23 protein-coding genes are annotated in these 26,818 nt (G+C 71.4%); 13 read left to right on the top strand and 10 right to left on the bottom strand.

All coding sequences use genetic code 11. The features are described from left to right. Positions 1–16 precede the first annotated feature (16 nt). The 3 genes from AB0P41_RS31275 to ftsE form a co-directional block, all read right to left on the bottom strand. Entirely contained in the window at positions 17–1,204 is a 1,188-nt protein-coding gene (locus tag AB0P41_RS31275; RefSeq protein ID WP_356708696.1) for a S41 family peptidase, read from the bottom strand. 68 nt (positions 1,205–1,272) lie between these two features. Next, positions 1,273–2,193 (bottom strand): permease-like cell division protein FtsX, encoded by a 921-nt coding sequence (gene ftsX / locus AB0P41_RS31270; protein ID WP_356708698.1) that lies wholly within the window; start codon positions 2,191–2,193, stop codon positions 1,273–1,275. A 23-nt stretch (positions 2,194–2,216) separates the two neighbouring features. After that, the gene (ftsE, locus tag AB0P41_RS31265) at positions 2,217–2,906 is read right to left on the bottom strand and encodes a cell division ATP-binding protein FtsE (RefSeq protein WP_031100680.1); all 690 of its coding nucleotides are present in this window, start codon (positions 2,904–2,906) and stop codon (positions 2,217–2,219) included. Between the two features lie 269 nt (positions 2,907–3,175). Here ftsE and AB0P41_RS31260 point away from each other — a divergent pair, with 269 nt between their 5' ends. Next, positions 3,176–3,367 carry a hypothetical protein gene (locus AB0P41_RS31260; protein WP_356708701.1) on the top strand — a complete coding sequence of 64 codons (192 nt, stop codon included), beginning with the start codon at positions 3,176–3,178 and terminating at the stop codon, positions 3,365–3,367. A gap of 32 nt (positions 3,368–3,399) precedes the next feature. On the opposite strand, the gene AB0P41_RS31255 is transcribed toward AB0P41_RS31260, so the two are convergent. Together AB0P41_RS31255 and AB0P41_RS31250 are read right to left on the bottom strand one after the other, a co-directional pair. Continuing rightward, positions 3,400–4,959 (bottom strand): class I adenylate-forming enzyme family protein, encoded by a 1,560-nt coding sequence (locus AB0P41_RS31255; RefSeq protein ID WP_365935508.1) that lies wholly within the window; start codon positions 4,957–4,959, stop codon positions 3,400–3,402. A 4-nt stretch (positions 4,960–4,963) separates the two neighbouring features. After that, positions 4,964–6,499 carry an arginine decarboxylase gene (locus AB0P41_RS31250; RefSeq protein WP_356708704.1) on the bottom strand — a complete coding sequence of 512 codons (1,536 nt, stop codon included), beginning with the start codon at positions 6,497–6,499 and terminating at the stop codon, positions 4,964–4,966. A 308-nt stretch (positions 6,500–6,807) separates the two neighbouring features. Between AB0P41_RS31250 and AB0P41_RS31245 the strand changes: the two genes are divergently transcribed. Further along, positions 6,808–8,178 carry a transposase gene (locus tag AB0P41_RS31245; protein WP_356708706.1) on the top strand — a complete coding sequence of 457 codons (1,371 nt, stop codon included), beginning with the start codon at positions 6,808–6,810 and terminating at the stop codon, positions 8,176–8,178. On the opposite strand, the gene AB0P41_RS31240 is transcribed toward AB0P41_RS31245, so the two are convergent. Together AB0P41_RS31240 and AB0P41_RS31235 are read right to left on the bottom strand one after the other, a co-directional pair. Then, on the bottom strand, positions 8,154–10,103 hold the full coding sequence (locus AB0P41_RS31240; RefSeq protein WP_356708708.1) for a helix-turn-helix domain-containing protein: 1,950 nt from the start codon (positions 10,101–10,103) through the stop codon (positions 8,154–8,156). The genes AB0P41_RS31245 and AB0P41_RS31240 overlap by 25 nt on opposite strands. A gap of 126 nt (positions 10,104–10,229) precedes the next feature. Continuing rightward, positions 10,230–11,144: a hypothetical protein gene (locus tag AB0P41_RS31235; RefSeq protein ID WP_356708710.1), complete on the bottom strand. Its 915-nt coding sequence runs from the start codon at positions 11,142–11,144 to the stop codon at positions 10,230–10,232. Positions 11,145–11,374: 230 nt separating this feature from the next. Here AB0P41_RS31235 and AB0P41_RS31230 point away from each other — a divergent pair, with 230 nt between their 5' ends. Genes AB0P41_RS31230 through AB0P41_RS31180 form a run of 11 tightly spaced genes read left to right on the top strand, consistent with a single transcriptional unit; the run spans position 11,375 to position 23,003 of the window. Beyond that, a complete protein-coding gene (locus tag AB0P41_RS31230) occupies positions 11,375–11,563 on the top strand; it encodes a lysine biosynthesis protein LysW (RefSeq protein WP_356708712.1) in 189 nt (62 codons plus the stop codon). Further along, positions 11,560–12,441: a RimK family alpha-L-glutamate ligase gene (locus tag AB0P41_RS31225; protein WP_356708713.1), complete on the top strand. Its 882-nt coding sequence runs from the start codon at positions 11,560–11,562 to the stop codon at positions 12,439–12,441. Before AB0P41_RS31230 ends, AB0P41_RS31225 begins: the two co-directional genes overlap by 4 nt. A gap of 20 nt (positions 12,442–12,461) precedes the next feature. Then, positions 12,462–13,091, top strand: coding sequence for a DegT/DnrJ/EryC1/StrS family aminotransferase (locus AB0P41_RS31220; protein ID WP_356708714.1), 630 nt, complete (start codon positions 12,462–12,464; stop codon positions 13,089–13,091). Next, complete coding sequence (locus AB0P41_RS31215) at positions 13,088–14,407, top strand: aminotransferase class I/II-fold pyridoxal phosphate-dependent enzyme (RefSeq protein ID WP_365935504.1); 1,320 nt, start codon at positions 13,088–13,090, stop codon at positions 14,405–14,407. The genes AB0P41_RS31220 and AB0P41_RS31215 overlap by 4 nt, the downstream gene beginning before the upstream one ends. Beyond that, positions 14,400–15,473 carry an N-acetyl-gamma-glutamyl-phosphate reductase gene (gene argC, locus AB0P41_RS31210; RefSeq protein ID WP_356708716.1) on the top strand — a complete coding sequence of 358 codons (1,074 nt, stop codon included), beginning with the start codon at positions 14,400–14,402 and terminating at the stop codon, positions 15,471–15,473. Before AB0P41_RS31215 ends, argC begins: the two co-directional genes overlap by 8 nt. Then, on the top strand, positions 15,470–17,323 hold the full coding sequence (locus AB0P41_RS31205; RefSeq protein WP_356708717.1) for a M20/M25/M40 family metallo-hydrolase: 1,854 nt from the start codon (positions 15,470–15,472) through the stop codon (positions 17,321–17,323). Before argC ends, AB0P41_RS31205 begins: the two co-directional genes overlap by 4 nt. Then, entirely contained in the window at positions 17,323–18,153 is an 831-nt protein-coding gene (locus AB0P41_RS31200; RefSeq protein ID WP_356708719.1) for a thiamine pyrophosphate-dependent enzyme, read from the top strand. Before AB0P41_RS31205 ends, AB0P41_RS31200 begins: the two co-directional genes overlap by 1 nt. Then, positions 18,150–19,097, top strand: a complete 948-nt coding sequence (locus AB0P41_RS31195; protein ID WP_365935501.1) for a transketolase — start codon at positions 18,150–18,152, stop codon at positions 19,095–19,097. The genes AB0P41_RS31200 and AB0P41_RS31195 overlap by 4 nt, the downstream gene beginning before the upstream one ends. A 53-nt stretch (positions 19,098–19,150) precedes the next feature. After that, entirely contained in the window at positions 19,151–20,404 is a 1,254-nt protein-coding gene (locus AB0P41_RS31190) for an ATP-grasp domain-containing protein (RefSeq protein ID WP_356708723.1), read from the top strand. Then, positions 20,404–21,714 carry a hydrolase gene (locus AB0P41_RS31185; RefSeq protein WP_356708725.1) on the top strand — a complete coding sequence of 437 codons (1,311 nt, stop codon included), beginning with the start codon at positions 20,404–20,406 and terminating at the stop codon, positions 21,712–21,714. Before AB0P41_RS31190 ends, AB0P41_RS31185 begins: the two co-directional genes overlap by 1 nt. Beyond that, on the top strand, positions 21,711–23,003 hold the full coding sequence (locus AB0P41_RS31180) for an MFS transporter (protein ID WP_365935498.1): 1,293 nt from the start codon (positions 21,711–21,713) through the stop codon (positions 23,001–23,003). The genes AB0P41_RS31185 and AB0P41_RS31180 overlap by 4 nt, the downstream gene beginning before the upstream one ends. A 96-nt stretch (positions 23,004–23,099) precedes the next feature. Here the strand turns inward: AB0P41_RS31180 and AB0P41_RS31175 are convergent, their stop codons facing one another. From AB0P41_RS31175 to AB0P41_RS31165, 3 genes are all read right to left on the bottom strand, one after another. Next, positions 23,100–23,996 (bottom strand): LPXTG cell wall anchor domain-containing protein, encoded by an 897-nt coding sequence (locus AB0P41_RS31175; RefSeq protein ID WP_365935497.1) that lies wholly within the window; start codon positions 23,994–23,996, stop codon positions 23,100–23,102. A gap of 358 nt (positions 23,997–24,354) precedes the next feature. Continuing rightward, on the bottom strand, positions 24,355–25,461 hold the full coding sequence (gene prfB, locus AB0P41_RS31170) for a peptide chain release factor 2 (RefSeq protein WP_356708730.1): 1,107 nt from the start codon (positions 25,459–25,461) through the stop codon (positions 24,355–24,357). A 69-nt stretch (positions 25,462–25,530) separates the two neighbouring features. After that, entirely contained in the window at positions 25,531–26,769 is a 1,239-nt protein-coding gene (locus AB0P41_RS31165) for a serine/threonine-protein kinase (RefSeq protein WP_356708732.1), read from the bottom strand. Positions 26,770–26,818: the final 49 nt, after the last annotated feature.

Here is a 26,818-nt window from a genome sequence, read left to right as displayed (position 1 = left end):
TGCGGTCATTTTCGCACTACGACCCACCCCCGAGGCCACTCAATACCGTTTCGCCCCGCTGCTGGGCCTCCCGGCCCGCCCGCACGTCCGGTGTGATGCCGCTCCCCTCGACGGTGCGGCCCGCCGGGGTGCGGTAGTGCCCGACGGTCAGCTCGGCCACCGAACCGCCCGGAAGCTCGCTGGGCAGCTGCACGGATCCCTTGCCGAAGGTGCGTGTTCCGACGGCCACGGCCCTCCCCCGGTCCTGCAGCGCCCCGGTCAGCAGCTCGGCGGCGCTCATCGTGCCGCCGTCCACCAGGACGACCACGGGCCGGCCGGTGTCACCGCCGGGCTCGGCGTACAGGGCGTGCTGCTCGCCGTGCACGTCATAGGTGGCGACGAGCCCGCCGTCCAGGAAGGCGGAGGACGCGGTGACGGCCTCACTGACCAGACCACCCGCGTTGGCCCGGAGGTCCAGGAGGATCCCGGCGTCCCCGGGCGCCTCGTCCACGGCGTCGCGGACAGCGGCGCCGGTGCCCTTGGTGAACGCGGCGACCTTGATCAGGACAGCGGCGGAGGGGTCCTGGCCGAGGCGCCGGACGCTCACCGGATCGGTGCTGAGCCTGGCCCTGCGCAGGGTCGTGGCCCAGGAGTGCCCGCCCCGGCTCAGCCCCAGGACCACGGAGGAGCCTTCCGCCGCCTTCGTCCGGTCCCCGCGCAGCAGGGCGACCACCTCGGCGACGGGGCGCTTCTCGACCGGACGGCCGTCCACGGTGCGCAGCAGGTCGCCCTTGCGGACCCCTGCCCGCTGGGCCGGGCCGCCGGCCCGGACCCCGCTCACGGTGACCTCGCCGCGTGCCGAGCGGCGGGCGGAGATCCCCACCCCGGTGTACGAGCCGTCGAGGGCCTGCTCGAACTCCTCGTACTCCCGCTCGTCGTAGACCGCGCCCCAGCGGTCCCCGCTGCGGCTGACGACCTCCTCGGCGGCGTCCGTACCGGACTCGCCGTCGGCCTCCGCGTCGGCGACCGCGTCGGCGATCTCCTCACGGTCCACGGAACCGACGGTGGACGACACCGCACGGGTCTCCACGTCCGTGTCCGCGCCCACCTCACGGGGCAGGGACCCGGTGGCCGCGGCGGTGGCCAGCACGCTCGCGAAAACCAGCGTCAGGGCCGCCCCGCGGCAGAGCCCGCGGGGTTTCAAATGGTACGTAAGGCCCGGCATGTGGCCGAGTGTAGGACAACGCCCCGGCCGCACACGGTTCGTTGGCCGCATGCGGGACGGGGCGCTCGTCACACCTTGAGGTACTTGCGCAACGCGAAGAGAGCGGCAACTGCGGGCATCAGCAACCCGATCGCGAGAACCAGCGGAAGCTTCGTGAGAACGGCTTCCCAGCCGATGAAGTCGATCAGATTCAGCTTCTCCTGGAGCGCGAGTCCGCCGTCGATCAGGAAGTAGCGCGCCGCTATGAGAATCACGCAGGCGAGCAGTCCGCCGATCAGGCCGGCGAAGGCGGCCTCCATGATGAACGGCATCTGGATGTAGAAGCCCGACGCCCCCACCAGCCGCATGATGCCCGTCTCCCGTCTCCGGCTGAACGCCGAGACGCGGACGGTGTTCACGATGAGCATCAGCGCAATGACCAGCATCAGCCCCATCAGGAAGATCGCGGCCACGTTCATGCCGTTCATCAGCCCGAAGAGGTTGTCCAGGATGCTCCGCTGGTCCTGGACGGACTGCACACCGTCACGGCCCGCGAACGCCGTCGCGACCACCTTGTACTTCTGCGGATCCTTCAGCTTGACGCGGAACGACTCCTGCATCTGGTCCGGCGTGATGTTGCCGGCCATCGGCGAGTCGCCGAACTGCTCCTGGTAGTGCTTGTACGCCTGGTCGACCGTCTCGAAGAGGACCGGCTTCTCGACGGCCTCCATCTTCTCCAGGTCCGCCTTGATCTCCTTCTTCTGCTCGGCCGTGACGGCGCCCTTGGCGCACTTGGGCACGTCCTTGGCGTCGTTCTTGTTGCAGAGGAAGATCGAGACGTTGACCTTGTCGTACCAGTAGGTCTTCATCGAGCTGACCTGCTCGCGCATCAACAGCGCACCGCCGAACAGGGCGAGCGAGAGGGCGACGGAGATCACGACCGCGAAGGTCATCGTGAGGTTACGACGAAGACCGACGCCGATCTCCGACAGGACGAACTGGGCGCGCATGGCGTCCTTTCAGTACTCGATGCTCAGTGCTGGTAGCCGTAGACGCCACGCGCCTGGTCACGGACGAGACGGCCCTGCTCGAGCTCGATGACGCGCTTGCGCATCTGGTCGACGATGTTCTGGTCGTGGGTCGCCATGATCACGGTGGTGCCGGTCCGGTTGATCCGGTCCAGCAGCTTCATGATGCCCACGGAGGTCTGCGGGTCGAGGTTGCCGGTCGGCTCGTCCGCGATCAGCAGCATGGGGCGGTTGACGAACGCCCGCGCGATCGCGACACGTTGCTGCTCACCACCGGAGAGCTGTCCGGGCATCCGGTCCTCCTTGCCCCCGAGACCGACGAGGTCGAGAACCTGCGGCACGGCCTTGCGGATCTCGCCGCGCGGCTTGCCGATGACCTCCTGCGCGAAGGCGACGTTCTCGGCGACGGTCTTGTTGGGGAGGAGCCGGAAGTCCTGGAAGACCGTGCCCAGCTGGCGGCGCATCTGCGGCACCTTCCAGTTGGACAGTCGCGCGAGGTCCTTGCCGAGCACATGGACCATGCCCTGACTGGCGCGCTCCTCGCGGAGGATGAGCCGCATGAAGGTGGACTTGCCGGAGCCGGAGGAGCCCACCAGGAAGACGAACTCGCCCTTCTCGATGTCGAGTGAGACGTCCCGGAGAGCTGGACGGCTCTGCTTCGGGTAGGTCTTGGAGACGTTGTCGAATCGGATCACGGATGCACCACGGTCGGCCGGGAGTAGGTGAGCGTGACCATACGCGAACCGGACTGACGCGTGCAGTCGGCGTCCGGCAATGGGCGTTATGTACGGAACGTGACGGCGTACGAACCGGGGCGTGCCGGACCTGGACCGCACCTGACCCCGCGGGGCCGCGCCGAAACCCCCGCGACCTGGCACAGTGGTAGGGGGAACGCCCGGGTGTCCCGGAGCGTTGTGCGGAGAGAAGGCTTGTGCGGCTCCGCCGCGCGGGAGGAGGAAAGCGCATGACCTACGACCGACTGGTGTGCGCGAACTGCGCGGCTCCCGTGAGTGAGGGCCGCTGCCGCGTCTGCCGGGCGAGCCGGGAGCGCATGCAGGAGAGCGGTCCGTTCGCGGGGCTGAACCCCGCGATGCTGATCGCCCTGATGGTGGTCCTCACGGCCGCCCTGGCGCTGCTCGTGCACCAGGCCGTGTAGCCAGGAGGTCACCCCCGGTCACGCACCCCTTCTCACGCCTCTCCCGCGAGCACCCGTGGGAGCACCTGTTCGAGCAGTTCGGCCGCCCTCACCTTGCCCGTCGGGCTGTACGGGATGGACGCGACAGGCAGCACATGGGCGGGCAGGCACGGCACCCGGGCCGCGCAGGCGGCCCGGACGGCCCGGCGGCCCCCCGGCTCACGCTCCGCGGTGACCGGCACGAAGGGCACCACCAGCGCGTCACCCAGCGTCGGCAGGTCGACACGGAGCACCACCGTGTCCCGCACGCAGGGCAGGTCCATCAGGTCGTACTCGAGACCGAAGACGTTCACGTCCAGGGGCGCCGTCTCGTCCACCTTGGAGACACCGTCCGTACGGCCGGTGAGTTCGAGGTGGCCTTCCGCGTCGAGCACCCCGCTGTCGCCGGTGAGCAGGAAACGCCGTGGCCCGTCGCCGTCGCCCGGGTCGAGGTCCAGGAAGACGGGCTGCGCGTTGGCGTAGTCGTCCATGAGCTGGTAGCTCGCGATGGCGACGCGGCCCCGTACGCCCGGAGGGAGCAGATGCCCCTGGGCGTCGACCACCGCGAGGGTGCTGCCCTCCCAGGCCCGCCCGGCCCTGCCGGGGACGGTGTGCAGCTCGTCCGGGGTGATCAGGGTGTTCACGCCGGTCTCGGTCGTGCCGTAGTACAGGTGCAGCACCGGCCCGAGGCGCTCCCAGGCCGTGCCGATCAGCCACCGGTTGAGCTGCCGTCCGCCCGAGAGCACGAACCGCAGCCGGGAGGTGGCGGCCAGGTCCTCGGACGCGGGGTGCGAGACCAGGGACGCGAGGACCGGCGGGACCATCAGGCTGGTGGTGACGCCCTCCGCCCGGATCAGCCGGGCCATGTCCGCCCCGTCCCCGTCCGGGCACAGCACGATTCTGCCGCCGAGCGCCAGGAAGACCCGCGCCCAGCCGGGCCCCGAGGAGTGGTACAGCGGGACCGTCACCAGGTGCACGTCGTCCGGGCCGAAGGCGAACTGGTCGACCAGGGCGGCGAGCCGGCGTTCCTCGAAGGAGAAGTTCCGGATCACCATCTTCGGCGTGCCGCTCGTGCCCGAGGTGAAGCAGTACGTCGCGAACGGCTGCTCCACCGGCTTCACTTCGCGTGGGCCGGCGGCGGCGAGCGAGGCGTACGTCGGTGCTCCGACGGTCGAGCCGTCCAGGTGGACCGTGAGCACGTCGTCATGGCCGAGGCCGGGCACGCCCGCGCTCTCCAGGAGCGGCCGGCACCTGGTGGTGCTGATCAGCACGGTGGGCCGCAGCTGCTCCAGGGCGCGCGCGGTCGCCTCGGGGGAGGCGGTGTGGTCGAGGCCGACGCAGGGGACGCCGAGGCTCGCACAGGCGGCCATGACGACGACCAGCTGCCAGCTGTTCTCGGCGAGGAACGCCGCCCGGGCGGGGCGGCGGGGCGGCAGGGCCGCGTGCAGTCCGGCCGTCACGCGGGCCGTCCGTTCCTCGAACTGCCGCCAGGTCAGCCGGTCCGGGCCGTCGACGACGGCTGTGTCGTCAGGGCGCCGGGCGGCGTTCCTGCGAATGTCCGCGAGTTTGAGCATCTGTTCACTCCGTATCCGCTGTGGCCGCCGTGTCCGCCGTTCCGCCGAGGGGGGCGGCCGCCGCTGTGCGTCCCTGGCGCAACGTGTAGATCTCGACCCCGCTGGTGCGCAGCGCGTCGAGCTCGCCGCGGGTCCGGTCCGAGAGCTTCTCGCCGGGCACGGTGATCGGGATGCCCGGCGGGTACGCGATGATGAAGTGCTCGGCGACATCGCCCGCCAGGGCCTCGGAAGCGGCCCGGTAGGTGCGCTGGACGGTGCGCAGGGCGTCCAGCAGCCGCAGGAGTATCCCTTCGTCGACGCCGATGTGGACGTGGAAGACGACGGCGTCGCCGCTCTCCCGCGCGACGTACAGGGCGTACTCGTCGAACAGGATGCGGCGGAACTCCGCCGCGGTGATGCCCAGCGCGCCTATGTCCACCAGGACGCGGGTCGGGTCGTCGTGGACGAGCAGACCCGGATCGCCCAGGTGTCCCTCGGGTCCGAGCGTGCGGTAGGCCGAGAGCCGGGGGTCCGTCCGGATCTCGGTGCGCAGGGTCCTGGCCAGGTTCAGCGAGCGGTCCAGCAGCGCCTCGCCCTCCGCCTCGGCCTGCAGCCTGGCCAGGTCGAGGCTGGCCAGCACGGGCCAGCTCGGCGAGGTGGTGTGGAACTGGAACAGCGCCTGCGCGATCCGCTCCTGCATCTCGCCGTCGCCCATCAGATGCAGGTACGAGCCCTGCCTCAGCGCCGACATGGACTTGTGCGCGGAGTGGGTGACCGCGACCGTCATCGGCAGCCCGGGATCGGTCTCGCGCAGCCGCCTCACCGCCTCCAGGGCGGTCAGCGGCTGGAGCCGCGGGTGGTAGCGGTGGACGGCGCCCCACGCCTCGTCGACCAGGACGGACACGGCGGGGTGCAGTTCGGCCAGGGCGGCGAGCAGCGCCGGCATGTCGTAGCGGACCCCGTCGTAGGAGACGGCGGACAGCACGACCGTGTCGTACGGCACGCCTTCGGCGACGGCGAGGGCGAACATGTCGAGCAGCTGCCGCAGATCGGCGAAGGTCCGCGGGCAGTCGGCGCAGCAGCGGCGCATCGGCGCGTACTCCGTCGTGGCGTTCATGTCGCCGAGCGCGAAGTGCACGGACTGGTGGCAGCTGCGGTCCGCGAGCACCCGGCCGCCGGGCGGCACCAGGGCGCCGAGCGCGACCCGGTTGGCGGTGCTGGTCCCGGCGGAGAGGAAGACGGTGGAGTCCGCGCCGAAGCTCGCCGCCGCGAGCTGCTGCGCGGCGCGCAGCGGTCCGCGCGGACGGAAGAACGAATCGAGCATCGTGCCGCTGTACGACACTTCCGAGGCGAGTTGCGCCTGCCCGAACAGTGCCTCGTAGACATCACGGATCTTGGAGTTCCTGATGGAACCCCCGTGCGAGAGGGGAAGGGCGTGGAACGAGGCGATGTCCCGGCGGGCGACGGAGAGCACCGCCTCGGCGAGCGGTGCACCGCTCGCCGAGGCGGGCAGGGCCCCGGGCCCCGGACGTACAGCGGTACCGCTGCCGGCTTCTGGCATGGCAGTGCTCCAGGAGGTGAGGGATCACCCGCGAGGGTGCCGTGGATCCACTCTCGGCAGCCGGGCACGGGAGCGACAGGGCAGCCGACCGGCCCCGTCAGATGCGGGTGACTTCGTCAGGTGTTCCGTCACTTGCTCCGTCACGTCGGGGGTGGCGGTGGTGGTCGCGCCACACACGGTGGCGCCGCGCATCGGGGGTCCGGGGCCACGGAAAGCGGGGGTGGTGGTGGTCCGCCCACCATCGCCGGGAGCGATCTGGTGCCCGGCACACCTCGTCCACCACCCCTCGCGGGGGCCACCGTTGACGTATGAGTGGAGACCTGGAACAGACCAAGGATGTGTTCGCCGGATTCCCGGACGGCGCCGAGCCGTCCGATGTGGTCTCCGAACTCGCCGCCGCGGTGTTCTCCGCCTCGCTGCGGAGGAGGGACCAGCGCGCGAAGGGGGAGCAGTACCTGCGCGGGCTGCTGACCGTGGGCGGGCGCAAGACCATGCGTAACATCGCTTCCCTCGTGGGCGGTTCGGCCGCCGAGCAGAGCCTCCAGCACTTCATCTCCAGCTCAACCTGGGACTGGGCGCCGGTCCGGGAGGCGCTGGCCTGCTATGTGCAGCGGACCGTGCCGCCCCAGGCGTGGGTGCTGCAGCAGATGTCCATCCCCAAGGCGGGTGACCAGTCGGTGGGGGTGACCGCGGGTCCGCCCGCGAGCGGGGAGGCGCCGGGACAGCGGGCCTTCGGCCTGTGGTTCGCCTCGGAGGAGATGAGCGTCCCGGTCAACTGGCGGCTGCATCTGCCGGAGTGCTGGCTGCAGGACAGTCCGAGGCGGCGGCGCGCGGACATTCCCGCCGAGACCGTCGCGGAGTCACCGGACGAGTGCGCGGTCGCGACGGTCCTGGAGACGATGAACCGCTGGCCGGTGCCGCGCCGGCCGCTGCTGCTGAACGCCTGCGGGCACGACCTCCCCATGCTGATGCGGGAGTTCGGCGACTCCGGCGTCCCCGTACTGGCGAGGATCGGGCCGTCGAGCCGGCTGGCCGTGGCCGATCCGGCGCTCCCCGGCTACGGCGCCGGCGCGGTGTCCGCCCAGCAGATCGTCGAGGCGGTCAAGGGCCTGCGTCACGCGGTGCGCCGGGACGGGTCGGGTGCGCTGGTCGTCGCCGTACCGGTGGCGTTCGCGCAGCGCGCGCCGTTCGCCCGGGGCGTCGTGCCGGGGCGGGGGCAGCGCAGCCTGCTGCTGCTCGGGGTGTGGAACGATCCGCTGCGGCCGGCCGGGGAGCTGCTGCTCACCGACATGACGCAGGCCCCCGTGCCCGCGCTCCTGCGGATGAGCAGGCTCGCCCGCCGGGTCTCGCGGGACTTCACCGAGGTCGGGGAGCGGGTCGGGCTGCGGGACTTCGAGGGCCGGTCCTTCCGCGGCTGGCACCGGCACATCACCCTGGCCTCCGTCGCCCACGCGGCGGCGCTGCTGGGCGGGACGGGCTGGGGCGACAACGTCCTGCGGGCGCCCTTCCCGGTCGCCGCGCACACCCCGGTCACGATGCCCCACCAGGTCCGCTCACGGGACCGTCTGCACTCCACGGGGCCGACGCTGGTGCCTTCCGTCTCCCCCGTGCCGGGGCAGGTCCGCACGGTCCGGCCGGGACGGGTGCCCAGCCCCTATGTCGCGGGCGCCTCGGCGTGAGGCGGCACGGGGCCGCCCTTGCGGAGCGTGTGCCGGGCGCGGTGCAGCCGTAGGGCGAGCTGGACCTCCAGGGCGCGTACGGGCTCCTGCCAGCCCGCGCCCAGGAGGTCGGTGATGCGCTCCAGCCGCCGCGAGACGGTGTTGGGGTGCACATGCAGGCTCTCGGCCGCGCGGGTGGGGCTGCTCCCCGCGGCGAAGTAGGCCTCGAGGGTGCGCACCAGTTCGGTGCACTGCTGGGTGTCGTAGTCCAGCACGGGCCCGATGGTGAACGCGATGAAGGCGACGGTGTCCGGCTGTTCGGACAGGAGCATGCCGAGGAAGCCCAGCTCCTGCGGCGACGCGGTGGCGCCCTCACCTCCCAGTGCGGTCAGCGCGTCCAGGCAGCGCCGCGCCTCCTGGTACGTCTGGACGATCGTCACGGCGCTGGTGATCGGCCCGGCCGCCCCTGCCGTCACCGGATGACCGAGCACCGAGGACAGCTCGCCCGACACCGCGCGCGCCGCCGCCCCCGGGTCGGTGCCCGGGAGCAGCAGGACGATGCAGCCGCCGTCCGTGGTCTTCAGCCCGGAGAGCCGGTAGGCGTACGAGGACGCCCATACGACGGCCTTGCCCTGCGCGCCGCCCTCCGGGCGCGCCACCACCGCGACATGGGGTTCCGTCAGGTCGACGGCGAGCCTCCGGGCCCGCTCGGCGAGCTGCTCCGGTGTGTAGCGCGAGGAGCTGAGCAGCTCGTGGAAGAGCTGGTCGCGCATGTGCCCTTCGGCGGCTGCGGCGCTGCGCTGCACCTGCAGCTGCACGGCGGTGGCCTGGGCGACGATCCTCAGCAGCTGGGCGGTGATGTCGGTGGCCGCCTCCCGTGGTTCGAAGACGAGGGTGGCGAGGATCTCGTCACCCGCGGCCGCGGGGCAGCACCAGACGCCCTCGGCCGACCGGATCGGGGCCCGCTCGGTGTGCGCGTCGAGGACCGTCCTGAGCAGCTCGTCCTCGTCGAGGGCGGTGACCGCGCCGGTGGCCGCCAGGTCCCGCCCTGCCACATCACGGACGAGCAGGGTGCCGTCGAGCGCCCCGGCCGCGGCGGCCGTCAGCTCGTGCAGGTCACGGCCGCGCAGCACGAGGTCGATCAGACGGCTCTGCGTCTCGCGGAGATGGCGGGCCGCCGAGAAGAAGTCCATGGCACGGGAGGAGTCGAGCTCCAGCTCGGATATCTCGTCCCTGGCCTGGGCGAGCAGCCGGGCCTTCTTGATGGCCACGGAGACCAGGTCCCCGAGCGAGGACATCTGGGTGATCTCGTCGGGCGCGAAGTGGCGCACCTTCCGGTCGGCGACGTACAGCGCCCCGAAGACGTGGTCGCCGTCGTGCAGCGGCACCGACATCAGAGCCCGCAGCCCCTCGGCACGCACCACGTCGTCGATCGCCCCGGAGTGCGGGAAGCCGTCGTCGTCCAGGTAGTCGGGTGACCAGAAGGGGATGGACTGCGACCTGGACGGGTTGCCGGGACCGCCGGTCCCGGGGATCCGGAAGCCCACGGTGATCGCGGAGGCGTGCCCGTCGGCGGCCCGGACGTACGAGCAGTCCTCGGCAGGATCGTGGAAGCTGATCCACGACATGTCGAGGTTGAGCAGCAGCCGGGCGCGGCGGGTGATGACCTTGAGCAGCACGTCCAGCTCGTAGGGCAGGGTCAGTTCCCTCGCGGTGTCGACCAGTGCGGCGAGCCCGGCCTCGCGCTGATGCCGGCGGGCGAAGAGACTGTGGATGTCCAGGGCGAGGCCCTTCGCGCGGTCGAGCAGCGCGGCCGACGCGGTGTCCGCGGGGTCGGGCAGCGCGGTGCGGATCACTTCCTCGAAGCGCTCCGGGGGTGCTTCCGTCGCCAGTAACTCGAACAGCCTGAACAGACCCTCACGTACGGAATGGTCCTCGCTCGGCAATGGTCGTTCCCTCCCCCAGGGCCGCCCCGGGGTCTCCGGAGCGTAGGACCACGAACATCCTTCCGTGAACCTAAAACCTGCGAGCGGGATCGGTCAACCACCCCAGGGCGGAAGTCAAGCCCCTGGTCAGAGCGGGTCGAGGGAGGCCGGGTCACCGTCCGGGGCGCCGAGGACCCCGAAGACCTCCGTCATGTCGACGCCCACCTCGCCGAGGGCCGCGAGGGCGGCCCGCCCCGCCTCGTCGGCCTTCAGCAGCGTGTCACCGTTCGGCGCCCCGTGGGCCACGGCCTGCTCCAGCACGTCCACGGACACCGCCTGCGCGGTACGCCAGCCCACCAGTGCGGTCAGCCGGTGCGGCAGAGGCGCGGTCCACACCAGGCGGGGCGGCCGCGCACCGGCGGCCCTGAGCACCCGCCACCACTCGTCGCCCAGCCGCTCCTCCCGCGTCCGGAACGCCAGCCTGGCGACCGCCAGGGCCGCCGTGCCCCGATGCCGCAGGGCCTCCGGTGACGCCAGCCGGGCCAGCCGGGCATCGACCTCCGCGTCGATCTCCCCCACCGGCACCGAGATGACGGCGGCCAGCCGGCGCAGACTCAGCCCCGCGGCGAGCGCCAGTTCGAGTCCGCTGAAGTACGCGTCCATGGCGTCGACGCAGCCCTCCAGCGACCGGACGGGCGACACGTCGACACCGAGCCCGGCGGCGACCGTCGCGGTGACCGCCCGGAGGCCGGGACCGTCGGGCGCGATACGCACCAGCAGGTTGGGCCTGTCCACCGCGCGGCTCGTGGCACGGTCCACGGCGGCGGAGACCAGTCCGGCGTCGCCGTCCGCCGCCTCGTACACCCACAGGAGCGCGTCGCAGGCCTGGCGTACGGCGTCGGCGGACCCGGATGCGGAGAGGAGACCGCTGAAGCTGCCGTCCGCGGCGAACCTGCGCAGCCGGGCCGGTGCGAAGGGTGCCGACGCGTCTTCCGCCAGCCAGCCGGCCACGCCTTCGGCGGCCAGTTGCCGCAACAGCGCGGCTGCCAATGGGCTGATCATGGGAGCCGAGATTAGAGGAGCCCGCACCCACGCGACAGCCGCGCCCCGGCTCTCCGTCAAGTCCTCCTTCCGTCCGTCAGGTCCGCCGTTCTCCGTCAGTCCCACGGCGCACAGGTGACTTATTCCGGGGCAGTTGACGGAATTCCTTTTCGCCCTTTGCCGCCTCGTCACGGGCACGGGATGTTCGTTGCGGTCACCGGCCCGGTGCCCGACGAGACGAGAGGACCGCAATGCCTGCAACCATTTCCGTACCGCAGTGCCTCGTATGCGACACGGACTTCGACATCCAGGACGACTGGGAGCGGGGCGAGATAACCGCGTGCGGCGCCTGCGGGCAGGAGCACGAGATCGTCGAGAAGGACGACGCCGTCGTACGCGTCGCCCTGGCCCCCGAGGTCGAAGAGGACTGGGGCGAGTGATCGACGCCCCCGAGGTACTGCTCTCGGTCACCATGCTGCGGCCGGACGAGAAGCTCCTCCTCAACGCACTGCGCGAAGAGGGACTGAACGTCCGGCCGCTGCTGGCGGAGGACCTCGCCGAGGTGGTGTCGGGGGTGAGTCCCCCGCCCGCCTTCGCGGTGATCCGCAACCTGTCCCACCGCGAGGCGGTCGGGGTCGCCCGCCGACTCGAATTCACCGGCGTGACGGCCCTCAACCGCGCCGCCACCATCGAGACCTGCAACGACAAGGGCCTGCAGGCCCTGCTGTTCGCCCGGCACGGCATTCCGCACCCGGTCTCCCGCCACACCTTCAGCTACGACCAGGTGCGCACGACCGTGACGGAGCTCGGCCTGCCGGCCGTCATCAAGCCCGTCAGCGGTTCCTGGGGGCGCGGAGTCACCAAGGTGACCGACACGGACTGCCTCGAGGCGTGGGTCGGCGGACGCGAGTCGGCGGACGCCGGCGGCAAGCTGTTCCCCGTCCTGGTGCAGCAGTACGTCGACAAGCCCGGCCACGACCTCCGGGTCGTGGTGGTGGGGCGCACCCCCGTGGTCGCCATCCAGCGGGTCTCGGACAACTGGCGCACCAACACGCACCTGGGCGCCCGGATCGAACGACTGGAGATCACCGGCCCGATCGAGAAGCTCTGTGCGCAGGTCGTCGACGCACTGGGCGAGGGTTTCTACGGAATCGATCTCATCGAGGACCTCTCCACCGGCGAGCTCCTGGTCCTCGAGGTGAACGCGAATCCCGACTTCGCCCGTTCGTCCGCCGTACACGGCGTGAACGTGGCAGGCCATCTGGCCGCGTACATCGCGGAACTGTGCAGCGACACCACGCTCCCCGCGGCCGCGTGACACGAAGGAAGACAGATCTCATGGAACTGTTCGACACAGCCACCGTGCTCACCCGGGTGATGACCTCCGGTGTGGTCATGAGCATCGAGAAGAGCGATCGCGAACTGCCCGGCCTGGAACGCCTGCTGACCAAGCGGACCGGGCGCGCCCACGCCGTGCTCGTCAACAGCCGCAGCGCGGCCGTGCACGCGGCGCTCGCCGGTCAGGGCATCGGGCACGGAGACACCGTCAGCGTGCCCGACCTGTCCCCCAAGGACGCCGCGTTCCTGCACTGGCTCGGCGTCGGCGTGGCGCAGGAGCCGGGGCCGGCCGCGTTCGAGCACATCTCGCTGGACGCGGACCGGGCCCATCTGCTCGACGAGCAGGCTCGCGCCCTGCGGGCGCCGGCCCTGGTCGTCGACCTCACCGGTCTCGGCTTCGGCCCAGCCGCCGCCGTACTGACCGACGACCGCACCGTCTGGGCACGCGCCGAGCGGCTCAAGATCTTCGGCGCCTACGACCTGCGCACGATGTGGACGCAGGAGGAGTCCGAGGCGGACCTGATCCCCGGCGTGCAGTTCAACTACCGGCTGAGCCCGCTCGTAGCGGCCTGCGCCCGCATGGCCCTCACACAGGCCGTGCGTCCCCTCACCACCGGAGCCCCGTCATGATCACCGACTTTCCCTCCGCCCCGCTTCCGCTGCCCTCCGCGGAGGAACTGACCTCGGAGCTGGCCGCCCTCGGCGGCGAGGCGCTGATCCCCAAGGAGCTGCGCCGCACGCTCTTCCCGGTCATCACCAAGGAGGACGTCTTCAACCTGATGCTCTCCCAGCGGAGAGCGCCCGAGAAGGTCGTCGCCGACTTCGCCGAGGCCTACCGCGCCTATGTGGGCGCCGAGTACGCGCTGCCCACCGCGAGCGGCACCTCCAGCCTGCACCTGGCCCTCGTGGGCGCCGGCGTGCAACCCGGCGACGAGGTCATCGTCCCGGCGTTCACCTTCATCGCCACCGCGCAGGCCGTCGTCGCCGCCCACGCCGTCCCGGTGTTCGTCGACATCGACCCGCGGACCTACTGCATGGACCCCGCGGCAGCGGCGGCTGCGGTCACGGACCGGACCCGCGCCATCATGCCCGTACACGTGCACGGCCTGCCGGCCGACGTGCCCGCGCTGCGCGCCCTCGCGGACAAGCACGGCATCGCGCTCGTCGAGGACGCCTCGCACGCCCACTCGGCCCGCATCGGCGGCCGTATCGCCGGTTCCTTCGGCGACGCCGCCGGCCAGAGCCTGATGGCCGACAAGAACTTCCCGCTCGGCGGCGAGGGCGGCATCGCCTTCTTCGCCACCGAGGAGGCCCACCGGCGCGCGTCCGACTACACCCTGCGCAACGGCATCGACTACGAGATGTCGTGGGTCGCCGCGGCGTTCGGCCACAGCCAGCTGGAGCGCCTGCCCTACTACGACGAGGTACGGGCCCGTAACGCGCGCCTGATCGCGGAGACCATCGACGCCACCGGGTTCTTCCGGGCGCCGTACGTCCCCGAGGGCCATGTCCACGCCTACAACATGTACCGGATCACCCTGGTGCCCGAGGCCGTCGGTCTCGACGACCTCCCGGTGTGGGCGGTCAAGGAGGCGGTGCACGAACTGCTCGTCGCCGAGGGCGTACCGGCCCGCGAGTGGCAGAACACCCCGATCCCCTGCCACCTGCCGTTCGTGCACCGTGCGGGCTTCGGCAACGGCTACCCGTTCACCCTCAACCCCGGTGCCGTACGCGACCACCGGCCCGAGGACTTCCCGGCGACCCTCGCCATGCTCGACTCGACCCTGGTCCTCTGCCGCGAGCTGCGCTCACCGGTCGAGTACGAGCGGGCGCTGCGCTACGCGGACGCCTTCACCAAGGTCGCCCGGCGCCCGGACGCCATCCGCAAGCTCGTCGAGGCCGGCGACTACCGCCGCCCCTATGAGAAGGCGGCCCGCCTTGGCTGAGCAGACGACCTTCCAGAGCACGTTCTCCGACGGGAAGATCCGCGTCGCCGTCATCGGCGCGAGCGGCTACACCGGCGGCGAAGTCATCCGGCTGCTCCTCAACCACCCCCATGTGGAACTCGCGTTCCTGTCCGCCGAGCGCGGCGCGGGCAAGCAGGTGGGCACCGTCCACCCGTGGCTGCGCAACCATCCGCGGCTCGCCGGCATCAAGCTGCGCCCGCTGGCCCAGCTGGGCGAGGTGGACGTGGCGATCACCTGCCTGCCCACCGGCGCGCTGCCCGAGCGGCTCCCGCAGATCGCTGACCGCGCGAAGTACGTGCTCAACCTGGCCGGGGACTTCCGGCTGGACAACCCGCAGGAGCTGGCGAAGCACTACCCGGCCTCGGTGGCCCATCCGCCGGCCGACGCCTTCGACTACTTCGTACCGGACCTGTCGGAGTCCCTGCCGGAGGGCAGGTTCATCAACCTGCCCGGCTGCATGGCCGTCGCGACGGTCTACGCGCTGTACCCCCTCTTCGCCCAGGGCCTCGCCGAACAGGACGTGGTGGTCGACGCGAAGACCGGCTCCACCGGCGGCGGCCGCGGCGGCTCCGAGCAGCCGGCGGAGCGCTCCGGCAACTTCCGGGTCCACAAGCTGCACGGGCACCGTCATCTGCCGGAGATCACCCAGGCGTTGAAGCACTTCACCGGTACGGCACCCGAGCTGCGCTTCTCCACGCACAGCCTGGACGTGCCGCGCGGCATCCTGATCTCGGCGTACAGCCGGCTCAAGGACGGCGTCAGCCCGCTCGACGTCAAGCGCGCCTACGCCAAGGCCTACACCGGCAAGGCGTTCGTACGGGTACGGCCGTCGCCGAAGGCCCCGCAGGACTTCCCGATGCTCAAGGCCGTCGTCGGCTCGAACATCGCCGAGGTCGCGGTCTCCGTCGAGGGGAACCAGTGCGTGTCCATCTCCGCCATCGACAATCTCATCAAGGGCGCGGCCGGCCAGGCCGTCCAGGCGATGAACCTGGCCCTCGGCTACACCGAGTGGACCGGTCTCAGCTGCGCGGCGGTGGCGCCGTGACCCGCCCCCTGTACGTGGTCAAGGTCGGCAGCGCCACCCTCGACCGCGGCACCATCCACACCGAACTGGCCGCACTCGTCGCCCGCGGCGCCCGTCTGCTGCTGGTCGCGGGGGGCGCAGTCGGCATCGAGCAGCACTACGCCGCCCTCGGCCGGCCGATGCCCGAACTGCGGCTCGCCAACGGCGACGCGGTGCGCTACTGCCCGCCCACCGAGATGACGCACCTGGTCGACGCCTACGAGCGGGTCACCCTGCCCGCCGTCGAGGACGGTCTGCGCGCACTCGGTCTCGACGTGTTCACCGCGGTCGCCGCACGCGGCGGCCTGGTCACCGGCCGCGCCAACCGGCCGCTGAAGACGGTGAGCCCCGAGGGCCGCACCCGGGTGGTCCGCGACCACCGGGCAGGCGTACCGGTCGAGGCGGACACCGCCCGGCTGAAGGCTCTGCTGGAGGCGTACGACGTGGTGTGCCTCTCCGCACCGGTACGTGACCGGGACGGCGGCGCCCCGCTGAACGTGGACGCCGACGTGCTCGCCGCCGCCCTGTCCAACGCGCTGGGCGCCGACCACCTGCGTCTGGTCACCGGCACCGCGGGGCTGCTCACCGACCCCTCGGACCCGGCCTCGACGCTGCCCCACGCGCACCAGGGCGAAGCCGCCCGGTACGCGGGCGGCAGGATGCGGCAGAAGGTGCGCGCCGCCGAGATGGCACTGGAGGGCGGCAGCGCCGACATCGCCATCACCGGCCCGCACACACTGGCCGACCCGGCCGGCTGGACCCGCTTCTGGCGCGGCAGCGCCCCGGAGACGGACCTGACACTGCTCGGCCGTGCGGTCGGGGTGCCCTCGGTCTCCGGGGACGAGCACGAACTGGCCGCCTACCTCGTCGACTGGTGCACCGAGCGGGGCATCGACGCCAAGATCGACGCCGCCGGGAACCTGGTGGCCACCAAGGGCGCCGGGGACCGGGGCCTGCTCCTGCTCGGCCATCTGGACACCGTCCCGCACCACTGGCCCGCCGAGTGGCGCGAGGGCGAACTGCACGGACGCGGCAGCGTGGACGCCAAGGGCAGCCTGGCGGCCTTCCTGGAGGTGCTGGCCACCGCCGAGGTCCCCGCCGACGGCAGGCTGCGGGTGGTGGGCGCGGTCGAGGAGGAGATCTCCTCCTCCAAAGGCGCCTTCCACGCCCGCGACCACTATCCGGCCGACGCCGTCGTCATCGGCGAGCCCAGTGGCAGCGACAAGCTGACGCTCGGCTACTACGGCCTGTTCAAGCTGCGGGTCACGGCCTGGGTCGACAGCGGTCACTCGGCCGGCATGGACGCAGTCTCCGCCCCCGACACACTGATCCGCGCCGTCGAGTCCATCAGGGCCTCGGTGCTGGAGCAGGCTCCGGACGCCCTCAGCGCCGTCATCGACATCCGCTGCGAGACCGGCCGGGAGCGGCACCGTGCCGTCGGCGTGCTCAACTTCCGGGTCCCGCCGGGCGCCGACCTGGACGCCCTGCGTACCGCCGCCCTCTCGCACGGCGGCGACGCCCTGGAGATCGCGGTGGAGCGGGCCACCCCCGGCCACAGCGGGGGCCGCACGAGCTCCCTGGTGAAGGTCTTCTCCCGCGCCTTCGGACAGGCCGGCATCCGGCCGAGGTTCGTGGTCAAGAAGGGCACCTCCGACATGAACACCCTCGCCACCACCTGGCGCGGGGTGCCGATGGTCGCGTACGGCCCCGGCGACTCCGCGCTCGACCACACCGACGAGGAGCGCATCGGCGCCGAGGAGTACCGCACCGCGCGGTCGCTCCTGGCCGACGCCGTTGCCCGCTGGTTCGCCCTGCCGGAAGGGAGCCGGTGATGACCGTGCTGACCGATGTCCTGGAACCTGCCGACAGCGCCCTCGCCGCCGGGCAGACCCTGCTGGCCGAGCGGGCGCTGGAGGCCCGCAGGCTCGTCGTCGACATGGCGGCGAGTCCGCGCGGCTGCCATCTCGGCGGCAGCCTGTCCGTGCTGGACATCCTGATCGCGGCGCTGCACCGGGCCTCGGCCGGGGACGGCACCGAGGTGGTCCTCAGCAAGGGCCACGCCGCCGCGGGGCTGTACGCGGCGCTGTACGTCAACGGCATCCTGCCCGAGAACCCGGCGCCGCTGTACGGCATGGCCGGGCACCCGTACACCGGCCATCCCGGGCCCAAGGTCCCCGGTGTGCGGTTCCCGACCGGGAGCCTCGGACACGGTGTGCCGTACGCGGCCGGCTGGGCGATGTCCCGCAGGCTCGGCGGGAAGCCGGGCCTCGGCATCGCCGTGACGGGCGACGGCGAACTGCAGGAAGGCCTCGTCTGGGAGACCTGCCAGGTCGCGGCCGCCCAGCGGCTGGGCAACTTCGTGCTGGTCGTCGACCGCAACGGCGGCCAGAACGACGGCATGGTCGCGGACGTCTCGCCCCTGCCGCGGCTCGCCGAGCGCTTCGCCGCCTTCGGATTCGAGACGGCCGAGGTGGACGGGCACGATCTCACCGCCCTCACCGAGGTGCTGTCCGGCGACCGTTCGGGCGCCACCCGGCCCCTCGCGGTCGTCGCCGGCACGGTGAAGGGCAAGGGCGTGCCCGCCGTGGAGGGCAAGGCCGCCTCCCACTACGTCACCATCGACGCGGCCCGCGCCGCCAAGTGGAAGCGAGCGATCCGATGACGGCGACGATCACGGAGCCCCGCGCGGCGCTCCCGGGCCGTGACGCCTACCGCGACGAGCTCACCAGGATCGCCGCGGAGGACCCGTGGGTGGTCTGTCTGGAGGCGGACCTCGGTGGCAAGAACCACCCGTTCCAGCGGGCCCACCCCGACCGTTTCTTCAACCTGGGCATCGCCGAGGGCGCCATGGTCGACATGGCCGCCGGACTGGCGGTCGGCGGCTACCGTCCGTTCCTCTCCACCTTCGCGCCGTTCGCGGCGCTCAGGGCGGCGGAGAGCCTCAAGCTGACGCTGGGCTATCTGAACGCTGGGGTCACCGTCGTCGCACCGTACGCCGGTGTCTCCGGGGCCTGGTTCGGCACGACGCACCACTGCCTGGAGGACCTGGCCGTCCTGCGCAGCGTGCCCGGCGTGACCATCGCGGCGCCGTACGGCGAGGCCGAGATGCGGGCGGTCGTACGCGCCGCGGCCCGGTCGGGGAAGCCGCACTACATCCGCACCGGACGGAACGCGGCCTACACCTCGCTGCCCGGCCAGGACGGCGAACTCCCGCCGGTCGCCTGGGACTCCACCGGCACGAGCGGCGAGCCCTGCCTGGTCTCCGTGGGCGAGGAGGGCACCCGCCTCGCCCTGGAAGCACGGGAACGGCACCCGGAGCTCGCTCACGCCCACCTCGTGTACCTGGACCACGCCAACCTGACCCGGGCGGCCGCCGAACTGGCCGGGAAGCACAGCCGGTTCGTGGTCGTCGAGGAGCACCGGCGCGAGGGCGGCGTCGCCGAGGCGCTGGCGCTGCTGCTGCCCCGGTGCGAGGTCGTGGGTGTGAACGCGGGCCACTCCTGGCCGGCCGAGGGCGGCGACCACCACGAGGTGATGGCCCGGCTCGGACTCGACCTGCCCGCCGTCCTCTCCGCCGTGGCCGAGCTGCGCGGGCCTGATCACTAGGCCCCCGAAGACCGCGCAACTCTCCGATACCCCTTCGAAACTAAGGATTTCCCATGCACATCCTCATGGTCGAATGCAACCCCAACGGCATCGCCGGCATCGCCAACGCCCTGGAGCTGGGCCACGACGTCACCTTCGTCTCCGCCGATCCCGACTTCTACCTCGGCGCCTCGCCGCTGGCCGAGGCGGCCTTCGCGCACGACAAGTGCGACGTCGTCAAGAGCACCGAGGCCTTCTCCATCGACGAGCTGGAGCGGCTCGCCAAGGAGATCAACGCGCAGAAGCCGGTCCACGGTGTCATGACCTACAGCGAGTACCACACGGTCCACGCCGCTTCGGTGGCCCGCTCGCTCGGCCTGCCCGGGATGAGCGTGGAGGGCGCCCTCAACGCCCGCCACAAGCACCGCACCCGCCTCACGCTGGAGAACACCGACGTACGCCAGCCGCGCTTCGTCGCCGTCTCCGACCCGAAGGACATGGCGGCGGCCGTCCACGAGATCGGCTTCCCCTGCGTGGTGAAGCCGTCGGACGGCACCGCCAGCCTGCACGTGCTCCTCCTCCGCGACGACCAGGAGCTCACCGACTACCTGGCCGAGCTCGCGAAGGTGGACGACTACGGCCGCGGCGTCACCCGCATCCCGGAGATCGTCGTCGAGGAGTTCATCGAGGGCGAGCTCGTCTCGGTCGAGGCGTGCGTGCTGCAGGGCGGCGAGATCGTCAACCTGGGGATCACCGACCGCAACCTGAGCGGCTTCCCGTACTTCATCGAGATGGGTCTCACCTACTTCAGCGGTCACCCGCTGCAGGACGAGCTGTTCGCGATGAACGAGCAGGTGCTCAAGGGCCTCGGTGTCGACTTCGGCTTCATCCACGCCGAGTACTTCCTCGCAGCCGACGGCCCCGTCCTCTGCGAGGTCAACGGCCGGCTCACCGGTGGCATCGTGCCGCAGCTGATGGAGCTCTCCAGCGGCGTCAACCCCTACCTGGAGGTCATCCGCCAGGCACTCGGCGAGACGCCCGAACTGCCCGTCCCGGGGGATGTCATCGCGGGCGGCCACTGGTTCGGCTCGCCCGTCGACGGGGAGCTCGTCTCCATCGGCTTCGACAAGCTCAAGGGAACCCCGGGCTTCGAGGAGGCGCTGGCCTACGCCAAGCCCGGCCGCACCGTGTCCCGGCTCTCCAAGAGCAACTTCGACTGGCTCGGCCACCTCATCTACACCGGCAAGGACCGCGACGAGGCCACGGGCCGCGTCCGGGCCGCACTCGACGACATCGACTTCACCATCAAGGTCCAGGTGGCCCGCTGATGCGCGTCGCGATCCCGGAACTCGATCCGGCCACCCTGTACGACGTCACCGTCGACGACGGTCACTTCTCCTCCGTCCGGGCCGTCGCCGAACGCGACGTGAACGACGCGGAGACCCCGGAGCTGTGGCCCGGCTTCACCGAGGCCCACGCCCACCTGGCGCTCCCGGCCAACTTCGACGACTCGCTCGACGACCCGCGCATCTCCGCGATGCAGTACCTCTACCACGGGGTCACGCACGTCGTGGACATGTTCGGCTTCCCGCTGGTCAAGGAGGGCTGGGAGAAGGGCAGACAGGAGTCACCCCTCCCCTGGCCCGAGGTCGCCCACTGCGGTTACGCGGCCACGGCGACCAAGGACATCGACGGCCACTACGGTCACGGCGTCGAATTCCCGGCCCCCGTCTTCATGCTGAGCGTCCAGGAGGACCTGGCCACGGTGCTCGCGGCCAACAAGGCACGCGGCGCGACCTTCCTGAAGGTCATGTACACCGAGGGCGCCGAACAGCCGGAGAGCACCAAGCGTTTCTCCCGGCTCCCGGGCAACCTCCTGGCGCACGTGCCCCGGCTCGCCGCCGAGCAGGGCCTGAAGACGGTCATCGACTGCAACACCCGCGACGAGGTGATGCAGGCCTACGCCTTCGGCTTCCGCATCTTCGCCCACCCGGTCCGGGACCTCATGCTCTCGGCCGCGGACTGGCAGGCGCTCGAAGGCGCCCGGTTCGTGTCCACGCTCAGCGGCCTGCGCCCCATGATCATGGAGCGCGAGGACTTCCTGCGCGAGTACGAGCGGCCCGGGTTCCGCGAGACCCAGGACCTCGCCAACCTCGACTACGTCTCGAAGATCGAGGAGCCGTTCGGGATCCAGTACGAGGTCCAGGACACCCGGACCGCGGCACTGGTCAACATGCGGGACAACAGCCTGGCGGCACTGGAACGCGGCGCGCTGCTGATCGGCACCGACTGCGGCAACACCGGCGCGTTCCACGGCGACGCGCTCAAGGGCGAGCTGGACCTGCTGGCCGGCGACGACCTGGGCAAGCCCGGTCTGCGCGAGGCGCTGCTGCGTACGGCGACGACCACGGCCCGTGGCTTCTTCGACGAACTGTCCGGGCGCGAGCCCGGCACGGACCTCATCGCGGAGGGCCGCCCGGCCACGTTCAACCTGATCGACCCGGCCGCGGCCGGTCAGCCCCTGTCGCAGCTTCCCCGGGCCACGTACGTGCGGGGCGTGGCCGTGGACCGTGCTGCGGTCGTGGCGGCCATCAAGGACCTGCGCGCCACCCCCACCCGAGGAAAGGTCACCGCATGAGCAGCCAGGAACGCCATGTCCTGAGCCCGCAGACCCGCAAGGTGCTGTTGGGCGTCAACTCCGGCATCGCGCTCGCCCACATCGGCAACTACATCTGGTTCCCGCATCTGATCTCGACGCTCGGCGTGGAGTACAGCGGCTTCTGGGCCGGGTTCGTGATGTTCCTGACGTACGTGGGCCGGCTGAGCGCGACCTTCTTCTACGAGGGCGTCGCGGCCCGCTTCGGGACCCGCGCGAGCATCATCGCGGGCATCGCCGTGGAGGCCGTCGCGCTCGGCGGAATGGGCTTCGCGGACGGGGTGCCGTTCTACAGCCTGCTGGCCTTCTTCGTCGGTTTCGGCTCGGGGATCTCCTTCCCGGGGCTGAAGAACATCCTCGGCACGCTGCCGCAGGCGGACCGGCCCAAGGCCTTCTCCTCGTTCCAGATGTCCTGCCAGCTCGGTGTCATCGCGGGTGCCGTGATCGGCGGTCTGTTCCTCGGCTCCTCGATGACGGTCCTGTTCGTGGTGGTGTTCGTCCTGTTCGCCGGCTACTGCGCGGCGGCGGCCTCGTTCATCCCGGCCGACGCGGGCGAACAGGCCGGCCCGGCGGCCAAGGACACCCCGCTGGTCAACGTGGCGATCCTCAAGGGCCTGCAACTGGGCGGCGGCGGCAGCTACTTCCTGCTCTCCAGCGTCTTCTGGATCCTGTCGATCAGCTTCCTGGTCGGCATGCCGCTGCACATGGAGGAGTTCGCCGCCGACCTGCCGGTCTCCACCCCGTTCTGGATCACCGGCCTGGCGCTCCTGGTGCTCCAGTACCCGGCGTTCCGCTACATGTCGAAGCGCCTGCGGCCCGGTCAGGTCATGGGTGTCGCGTTCCTCGCGATGGCGGCGGCGTACGCCCTGTTCGGCGCCGGGCAGACCTCGGTGTGGGTGGTCGTGGGCTGCCTGGTCGTGGTCTTCGGCGACATCCTGTTCACACCGTCCTTCGACCTCTGGGTCGCCAACCGGATGCCGGCGGACCGCCTCGCGCAGGCGATGGGCGCCATGCACTTCTTCCGCAGCTTCGGCAACATGGTCGGCACCCTCGCCGCCGGCGCGCTCTACGACCTCTCGCACTCCGCCGACATCCCGGGGCTCAACTGGTACGTCGTCGGTGCGATCGCGGTCCTCTGTGCCGCCGTCAGCTTCTCCTCCGCGAAGAGGGAGAGCGCCTCGGCGGAGACCACGCCGGCGTCCGCGAAGGCCGAGGCGTCACCGTCACCCGCCGCCGCGGAGAGCAGGGAGGCGGCGGACACCACGGCCTGACGGCCCGTCCACTCCCCCACACACCCCCCACGCAGAGGGACCCGGCCCGCGAACGCGGACCGGGCCCCTCTGTGCGTGCGTGTACGCCGTCCGCTGCTAGGCGGCCGTACGACCGCCGCCGGCCAGACGCGGCAGGATGCGGAAGCCGATGCCACCGGCGATCATCGTCGCGGCACCGATCAGCAGGAACGTGGTCTCGGCCGCACCGGTCTCGGCGAGCTCGTCCTTGCCCTTGCCCTGCTCGACCGGCTGGTTGCCGATGCTGTCGGTGTCGGTGTTGTCACCGGCGTCCGGGTAGGACGGGTCCGACGGCTCAGCCGTGGGCGCACCGGTGTCGCCACCGGTGTCGCCGCCGGTGTTGCCACCGGAGTTGCCACCCGTGTTGCCACCGGAGTTGCCGCCCGTGTTGCCGCCGGTCGCACCGCCATCGGCACCGCCGTCAGCACCACCATCGGTGCCACCGTCAGCGCCACCGCCGATTGCGCCGCCGTCAGCACCACCATCGGTACCACCGTCGGCACCGCCGTCAGCGCCACCGCCGATAGCACCGCCGTCAGCACCACCATCGGTACCACCGTCGGCACCACCGCCGATAGCACCGCCGTCAGCACCACCGTCGGCACCGCCATCAGCGCCACCGCCGATAGCGCCACCGTCAGCACCACCATCGGCACCGCCGTCGACGCCGCCGAGCAGGCCGCCGTCGGCACCACCGTCGGTGCCGCCGTCAGCACCACCATCGGTGCCGCCCTCGGTACCGCCGTCAGCACCGCCGTCGGTGCCACCCTCGGTACCGCCGTCAACGCCACCGAGCAGGCCGCCGAGCAGGTCACCGCTCGTTGCGCTGACCTCGTTCTCGCTGGCAGCGTTCTCGTTGCCGATCTCGACAAGGCCCGTGGCCTGCGCTGCGCCCGCTGCGGTCAGCGAGGCACCCGCGGCGATAACCGCGCCTGCGGCTATCCGCGCGACGCGGATTCGCGTCTTCTTGGTCATATGTTGCTACCCCCAGTAGCTGATCTCGTCGATGGAGCAGCCCTATGCGGTCCACGGCCCTGCGGGGTCACTCTCTCTGCAGGGCCACGCCGTACCGTGGTCATCCCGCCCGCCCCCGTTCACACCTGTCCCAGACATACGCGTGCTGCCCTAGCACCCTGTCCAGAGTTAAGGACTACGTCAAGGCCGTTCCGGGCGCATACGGTCCACTATGGGGGCACTTGACGGGTATTCGGAATCACGACTGTGACTCATTCACCACAGCTTCCCCTCAACTCCCCTGCGCTCCCGGCGGGGTCAGCACAAGGAAGGGCCCGGACAGGAGACCTGTCCGGGCCCGACGGCCTTACGGCCGCTGCTACTTCTCGTTCTGCTTGCGCCAGCGGATGCCCGCCTCGATGAAGCCGTCGATCTCGCCGCCGAAGACCGCTTCCGGGTTGCCCATCTCGAACTCCGTACGCAGGTCCTTGACCATCTGGTACGGGTGGAGGACGTAGGAACGCATCTGGTTGCCCCAGGAGTTGCCGCCGTCGCCCTTCAGCGCGTTCATCTTCGCCTGCTCCTCCTGGCGGCGGCGCTCAAGGAGCTTCGCCTGGAGGACGTTCATCGCGGACGCCTTGTTCTGGATCTGCGAGCGCTCGTTCTGACAGGAGACGACGATGCCGGTCGGCAGGTGGGTCAGGCGCACCGCGGAGTCCGTGGTGTTGACGCCCTGGCCACCGGGGCCCGAGGAGCGGTACACGTCGACGCGGAGCTCGGACTCGTCGATCTCGACGTGGTCCGTCTTCTCGACCACGGGCAGCACCTCGACACCCGCGAAGGACGTCTGGCGGCGGCCCTGGTTGTCGAACGGCGAGATCCGGACGAGGCGGTGGGTGCCCTGCTCGACGGAGAGCGTGCCGTAGGCGTACGGGACCTCCACCGCGAAGGTGGTCGACTTGATGCCGGCCTCCTCGGCGTAGGCCGTCTCGTAGACCTCGGTCTTGTAGTTGTGCCGCTCGGCCCAGCGGAGATACATGCGCTGGAGCTTCTCGGCGAAGTCGGCGGCGTCGACGCCACCGGCCTCGGCGCGGATGGTGACCAGGGCATCCCGCGCGTCGTACTCGCCGGAGAGGAGTGTGCGGACCTCCATCTCGTCCAAGGCCTTGCGGACGGACTGCAGCTCGGTCTCCGCCTCCGCGAGCGCGTCGGCGTCACCCTCGTCCTCGGCGAGCTCGAAGAGCACCTCGAGGTCGTCGATGCGGCTGCGCAGGGCCTCGGTCTTGCGGACCTCGGCCTGGAGGTGCGAAAGCTTGCTGGTGATCTTCTGCGCCGCCTCCGGGTCGTCCCAGAGGGACGGCGCCGCCGCCTGCTCCTCGAGCACGGCGATGTCGGCCTTCAGCGCATCCAGGTCCAGGACGGCCTCGATCGACCCCATGGTCGAGGAGAGGGACTTCAGCTCTTCGGAAATATCGACGACTGCCACGGGTCCAGCGTAACGGCTGGACGGGTGAACATGTCCCTCCCCCGGAGCCCGGCCCCTCCCGGACGGCTCTCAGGGTGCCGTGGGAGCTGAATTCCGCGTGTCCTCGGGGGCCGCGCCCGGGTCGTCGCCACTCGTGGCGAACCACCCGCCCACCCCTATCGCCGCACACACGGCGACGGCGGCGACACCCAGGGTGATCCTGCGCTTGCGGACGGCCGCCGACTTGTTCCGGGCCGATCCGGGGCGCGGCCGGCCGGGGGCGCGTGGCGCGCGGGCCGTGCCGAGGGGACCGCCGGAGAGCTCGTCGGGCGCGGGCACGCGCATGCTCGTGTGGGTGTCCCGGTTGGAGTCCGGGGAGGAGCCGGGCACCAGCGGGACCGCGCCGCGGCGGCGGGGCTCCTCGGGGGCCGGCGTGTACTGCTGTTCGTCGTATGCCTGCGGCTCGGTCTCGTTGTCCGGCTCGTCGACGTCGAGCGGGGGTATCCCGGACAGCAGCGGCAGCAGCTCGCGCAGCCGGGTCGCGAGCTCGGAGGCGCGCAGCCGGGACGCCGGGGCCTTGGCGAGGCACTGGACGAGGAGCTGCCAGAGCTCCTCGGGGATGCCCGGCAGCGGGACGACCGTCTCGGTCACATGACGGCGCAGGACGGCCCCGGGGTGGCCGCCGCCGAAGGGGGTGAAGCCGGCGAGCAGCTCGTAGAGCACGGTGGCGAGGGCGTAGATGTCCACGGCGGCGCGCGGCGGGAGGCCCTCGACGATCTCGGGGGCCAGGTAGTCCGGCGTACCGATGATCTTGGTGGCCTTGGTGCGGCGCGGGGTGTCGATGAGCTTGGCGACACCGAAGTCGGTGAGCAGCGCGGGGTGCGCGCCGCCCGGGCCGGCCGGTCCCTCCATGTCGAGCAGGATGTTCTCCGGCTTGACGTCGCGGTGGACCACGCCGGCGCGGTGCGCGGCGGCGAGACCGTCGGCGACGTCCGCGATGATCGACGCGGCGGCCTCGGGCGCGAGGCGGCGCTCCCGGTCCAGGCGCGTGCGCAGATCGGTGCCCCGCACCAGATCCATCACCAGCGCGAGGTCGGTTCCGTCCACCACGAGGTCGCGGACGGCGACGACGTGCGGATGTCCGAGCCCGAGCAGGGCGGTGCGCTCCTGCACGAAGCGGCCCACGAGCTCCTGGTCGGACGCGAGGTCCTCGCGGAGCAACTTGATGGCGACCGGGCCCTCGGGCCCCTCACCGAGCCACACCGTGCCGGCGCTGCCGCGCCCCAGGATCTGGTGGGCGGTGTACCGGCTGCCGATATTCCGTGCCAAGACTGCTCCCTCAGCGGCTGGCGTTGACCCCCGGTCGACAAAGTTACGC

The organism is Streptomyces sp. NPDC079167, assembly GCF_040686735.1.
Classification (GTDB): Bacteria; Actinomycetota; Actinomycetes; order Streptomycetales; family Streptomycetaceae; genus Streptomyces.
Note: the sequence above shows the minus strand (reverse complement) of the source record. Positions and strands in the feature narration are given on the sequence as shown.

What these genes read in the sequence shown, in the direction of transcription:
- AB0P41_RS31275 (WP_356708696.1), bottom strand. Translation starts at nt 1,204, where the DNA reads ATGCCGGGCCTTACGTACCATTTGAAACCCCGCGGGCTCTGCCGCGGG.
- ftsX (WP_356708698.1), bottom strand. Translation starts at nt 2,193, where the DNA reads ATGCGCGCCCAGTTCGTCCTGTCGGAGATCGGCGTCGGTCTTCGTCGT.
- AB0P41_RS31260 (WP_356708701.1), top strand. Translation starts at nt 3,176, where the DNA reads ATGACCTACGACCGACTGGTGTGCGCGAACTGCGCGGCTCCCGTGAGT.
- AB0P41_RS31255 (WP_365935508.1), bottom strand. Translation starts at nt 4,959, where the DNA reads ATGCTCAAACTCGCGGACATTCGCAGGAACGCCGCCCGGCGCCCTGAC.
- AB0P41_RS31250 (WP_356708704.1), bottom strand. Translation starts at nt 6,499, where the DNA reads ATGCCAGAAGCCGGCAGCGGTACCGCTGTACGTCCGGGGCCCGGGGCC.
- AB0P41_RS31245 (WP_356708706.1), top strand. Translation starts at nt 6,808, where the DNA reads ATGAGTGGAGACCTGGAACAGACCAAGGATGTGTTCGCCGGATTCCCG.
- AB0P41_RS31235 (WP_356708710.1), bottom strand. Translation starts at nt 11,144, where the DNA reads ATGATCAGCCCATTGGCAGCCGCGCTGTTGCGGCAACTGGCCGCCGAA.
- AB0P41_RS31230 (WP_356708712.1), top strand. Translation starts at nt 11,375, where the DNA reads ATGCCTGCAACCATTTCCGTACCGCAGTGCCTCGTATGCGACACGGAC.
- AB0P41_RS31220 (WP_356708714.1), top strand. Translation starts at nt 12,462, where the DNA reads ATGGAACTGTTCGACACAGCCACCGTGCTCACCCGGGTGATGACCTCC.
- AB0P41_RS31215 (WP_365935504.1), top strand. Translation starts at nt 13,088, where the DNA reads ATGATCACCGACTTTCCCTCCGCCCCGCTTCCGCTGCCCTCCGCGGAG.
- AB0P41_RS31200 (WP_356708719.1), top strand. Translation starts at nt 17,323, where the DNA reads ATGACCGTGCTGACCGATGTCCTGGAACCTGCCGACAGCGCCCTCGCC.
- AB0P41_RS31195 (WP_365935501.1), top strand. Translation starts at nt 18,150, where the DNA reads ATGACGGCGACGATCACGGAGCCCCGCGCGGCGCTCCCGGGCCGTGAC.
- AB0P41_RS31190 (WP_356708723.1), top strand. Translation starts at nt 19,151, where the DNA reads ATGCACATCCTCATGGTCGAATGCAACCCCAACGGCATCGCCGGCATC.
- AB0P41_RS31185 (WP_356708725.1), top strand. Translation starts at nt 20,404, where the DNA reads ATGCGCGTCGCGATCCCGGAACTCGATCCGGCCACCCTGTACGACGTC.
- AB0P41_RS31180 (WP_365935498.1), top strand. Translation starts at nt 21,711, where the DNA reads ATGAGCAGCCAGGAACGCCATGTCCTGAGCCCGCAGACCCGCAAGGTG.
- AB0P41_RS31175 (WP_365935497.1), bottom strand. Translation starts at nt 23,996, where the DNA reads ATGACCAAGAAGACGCGAATCCGCGTCGCGCGGATAGCCGCAGGCGCG.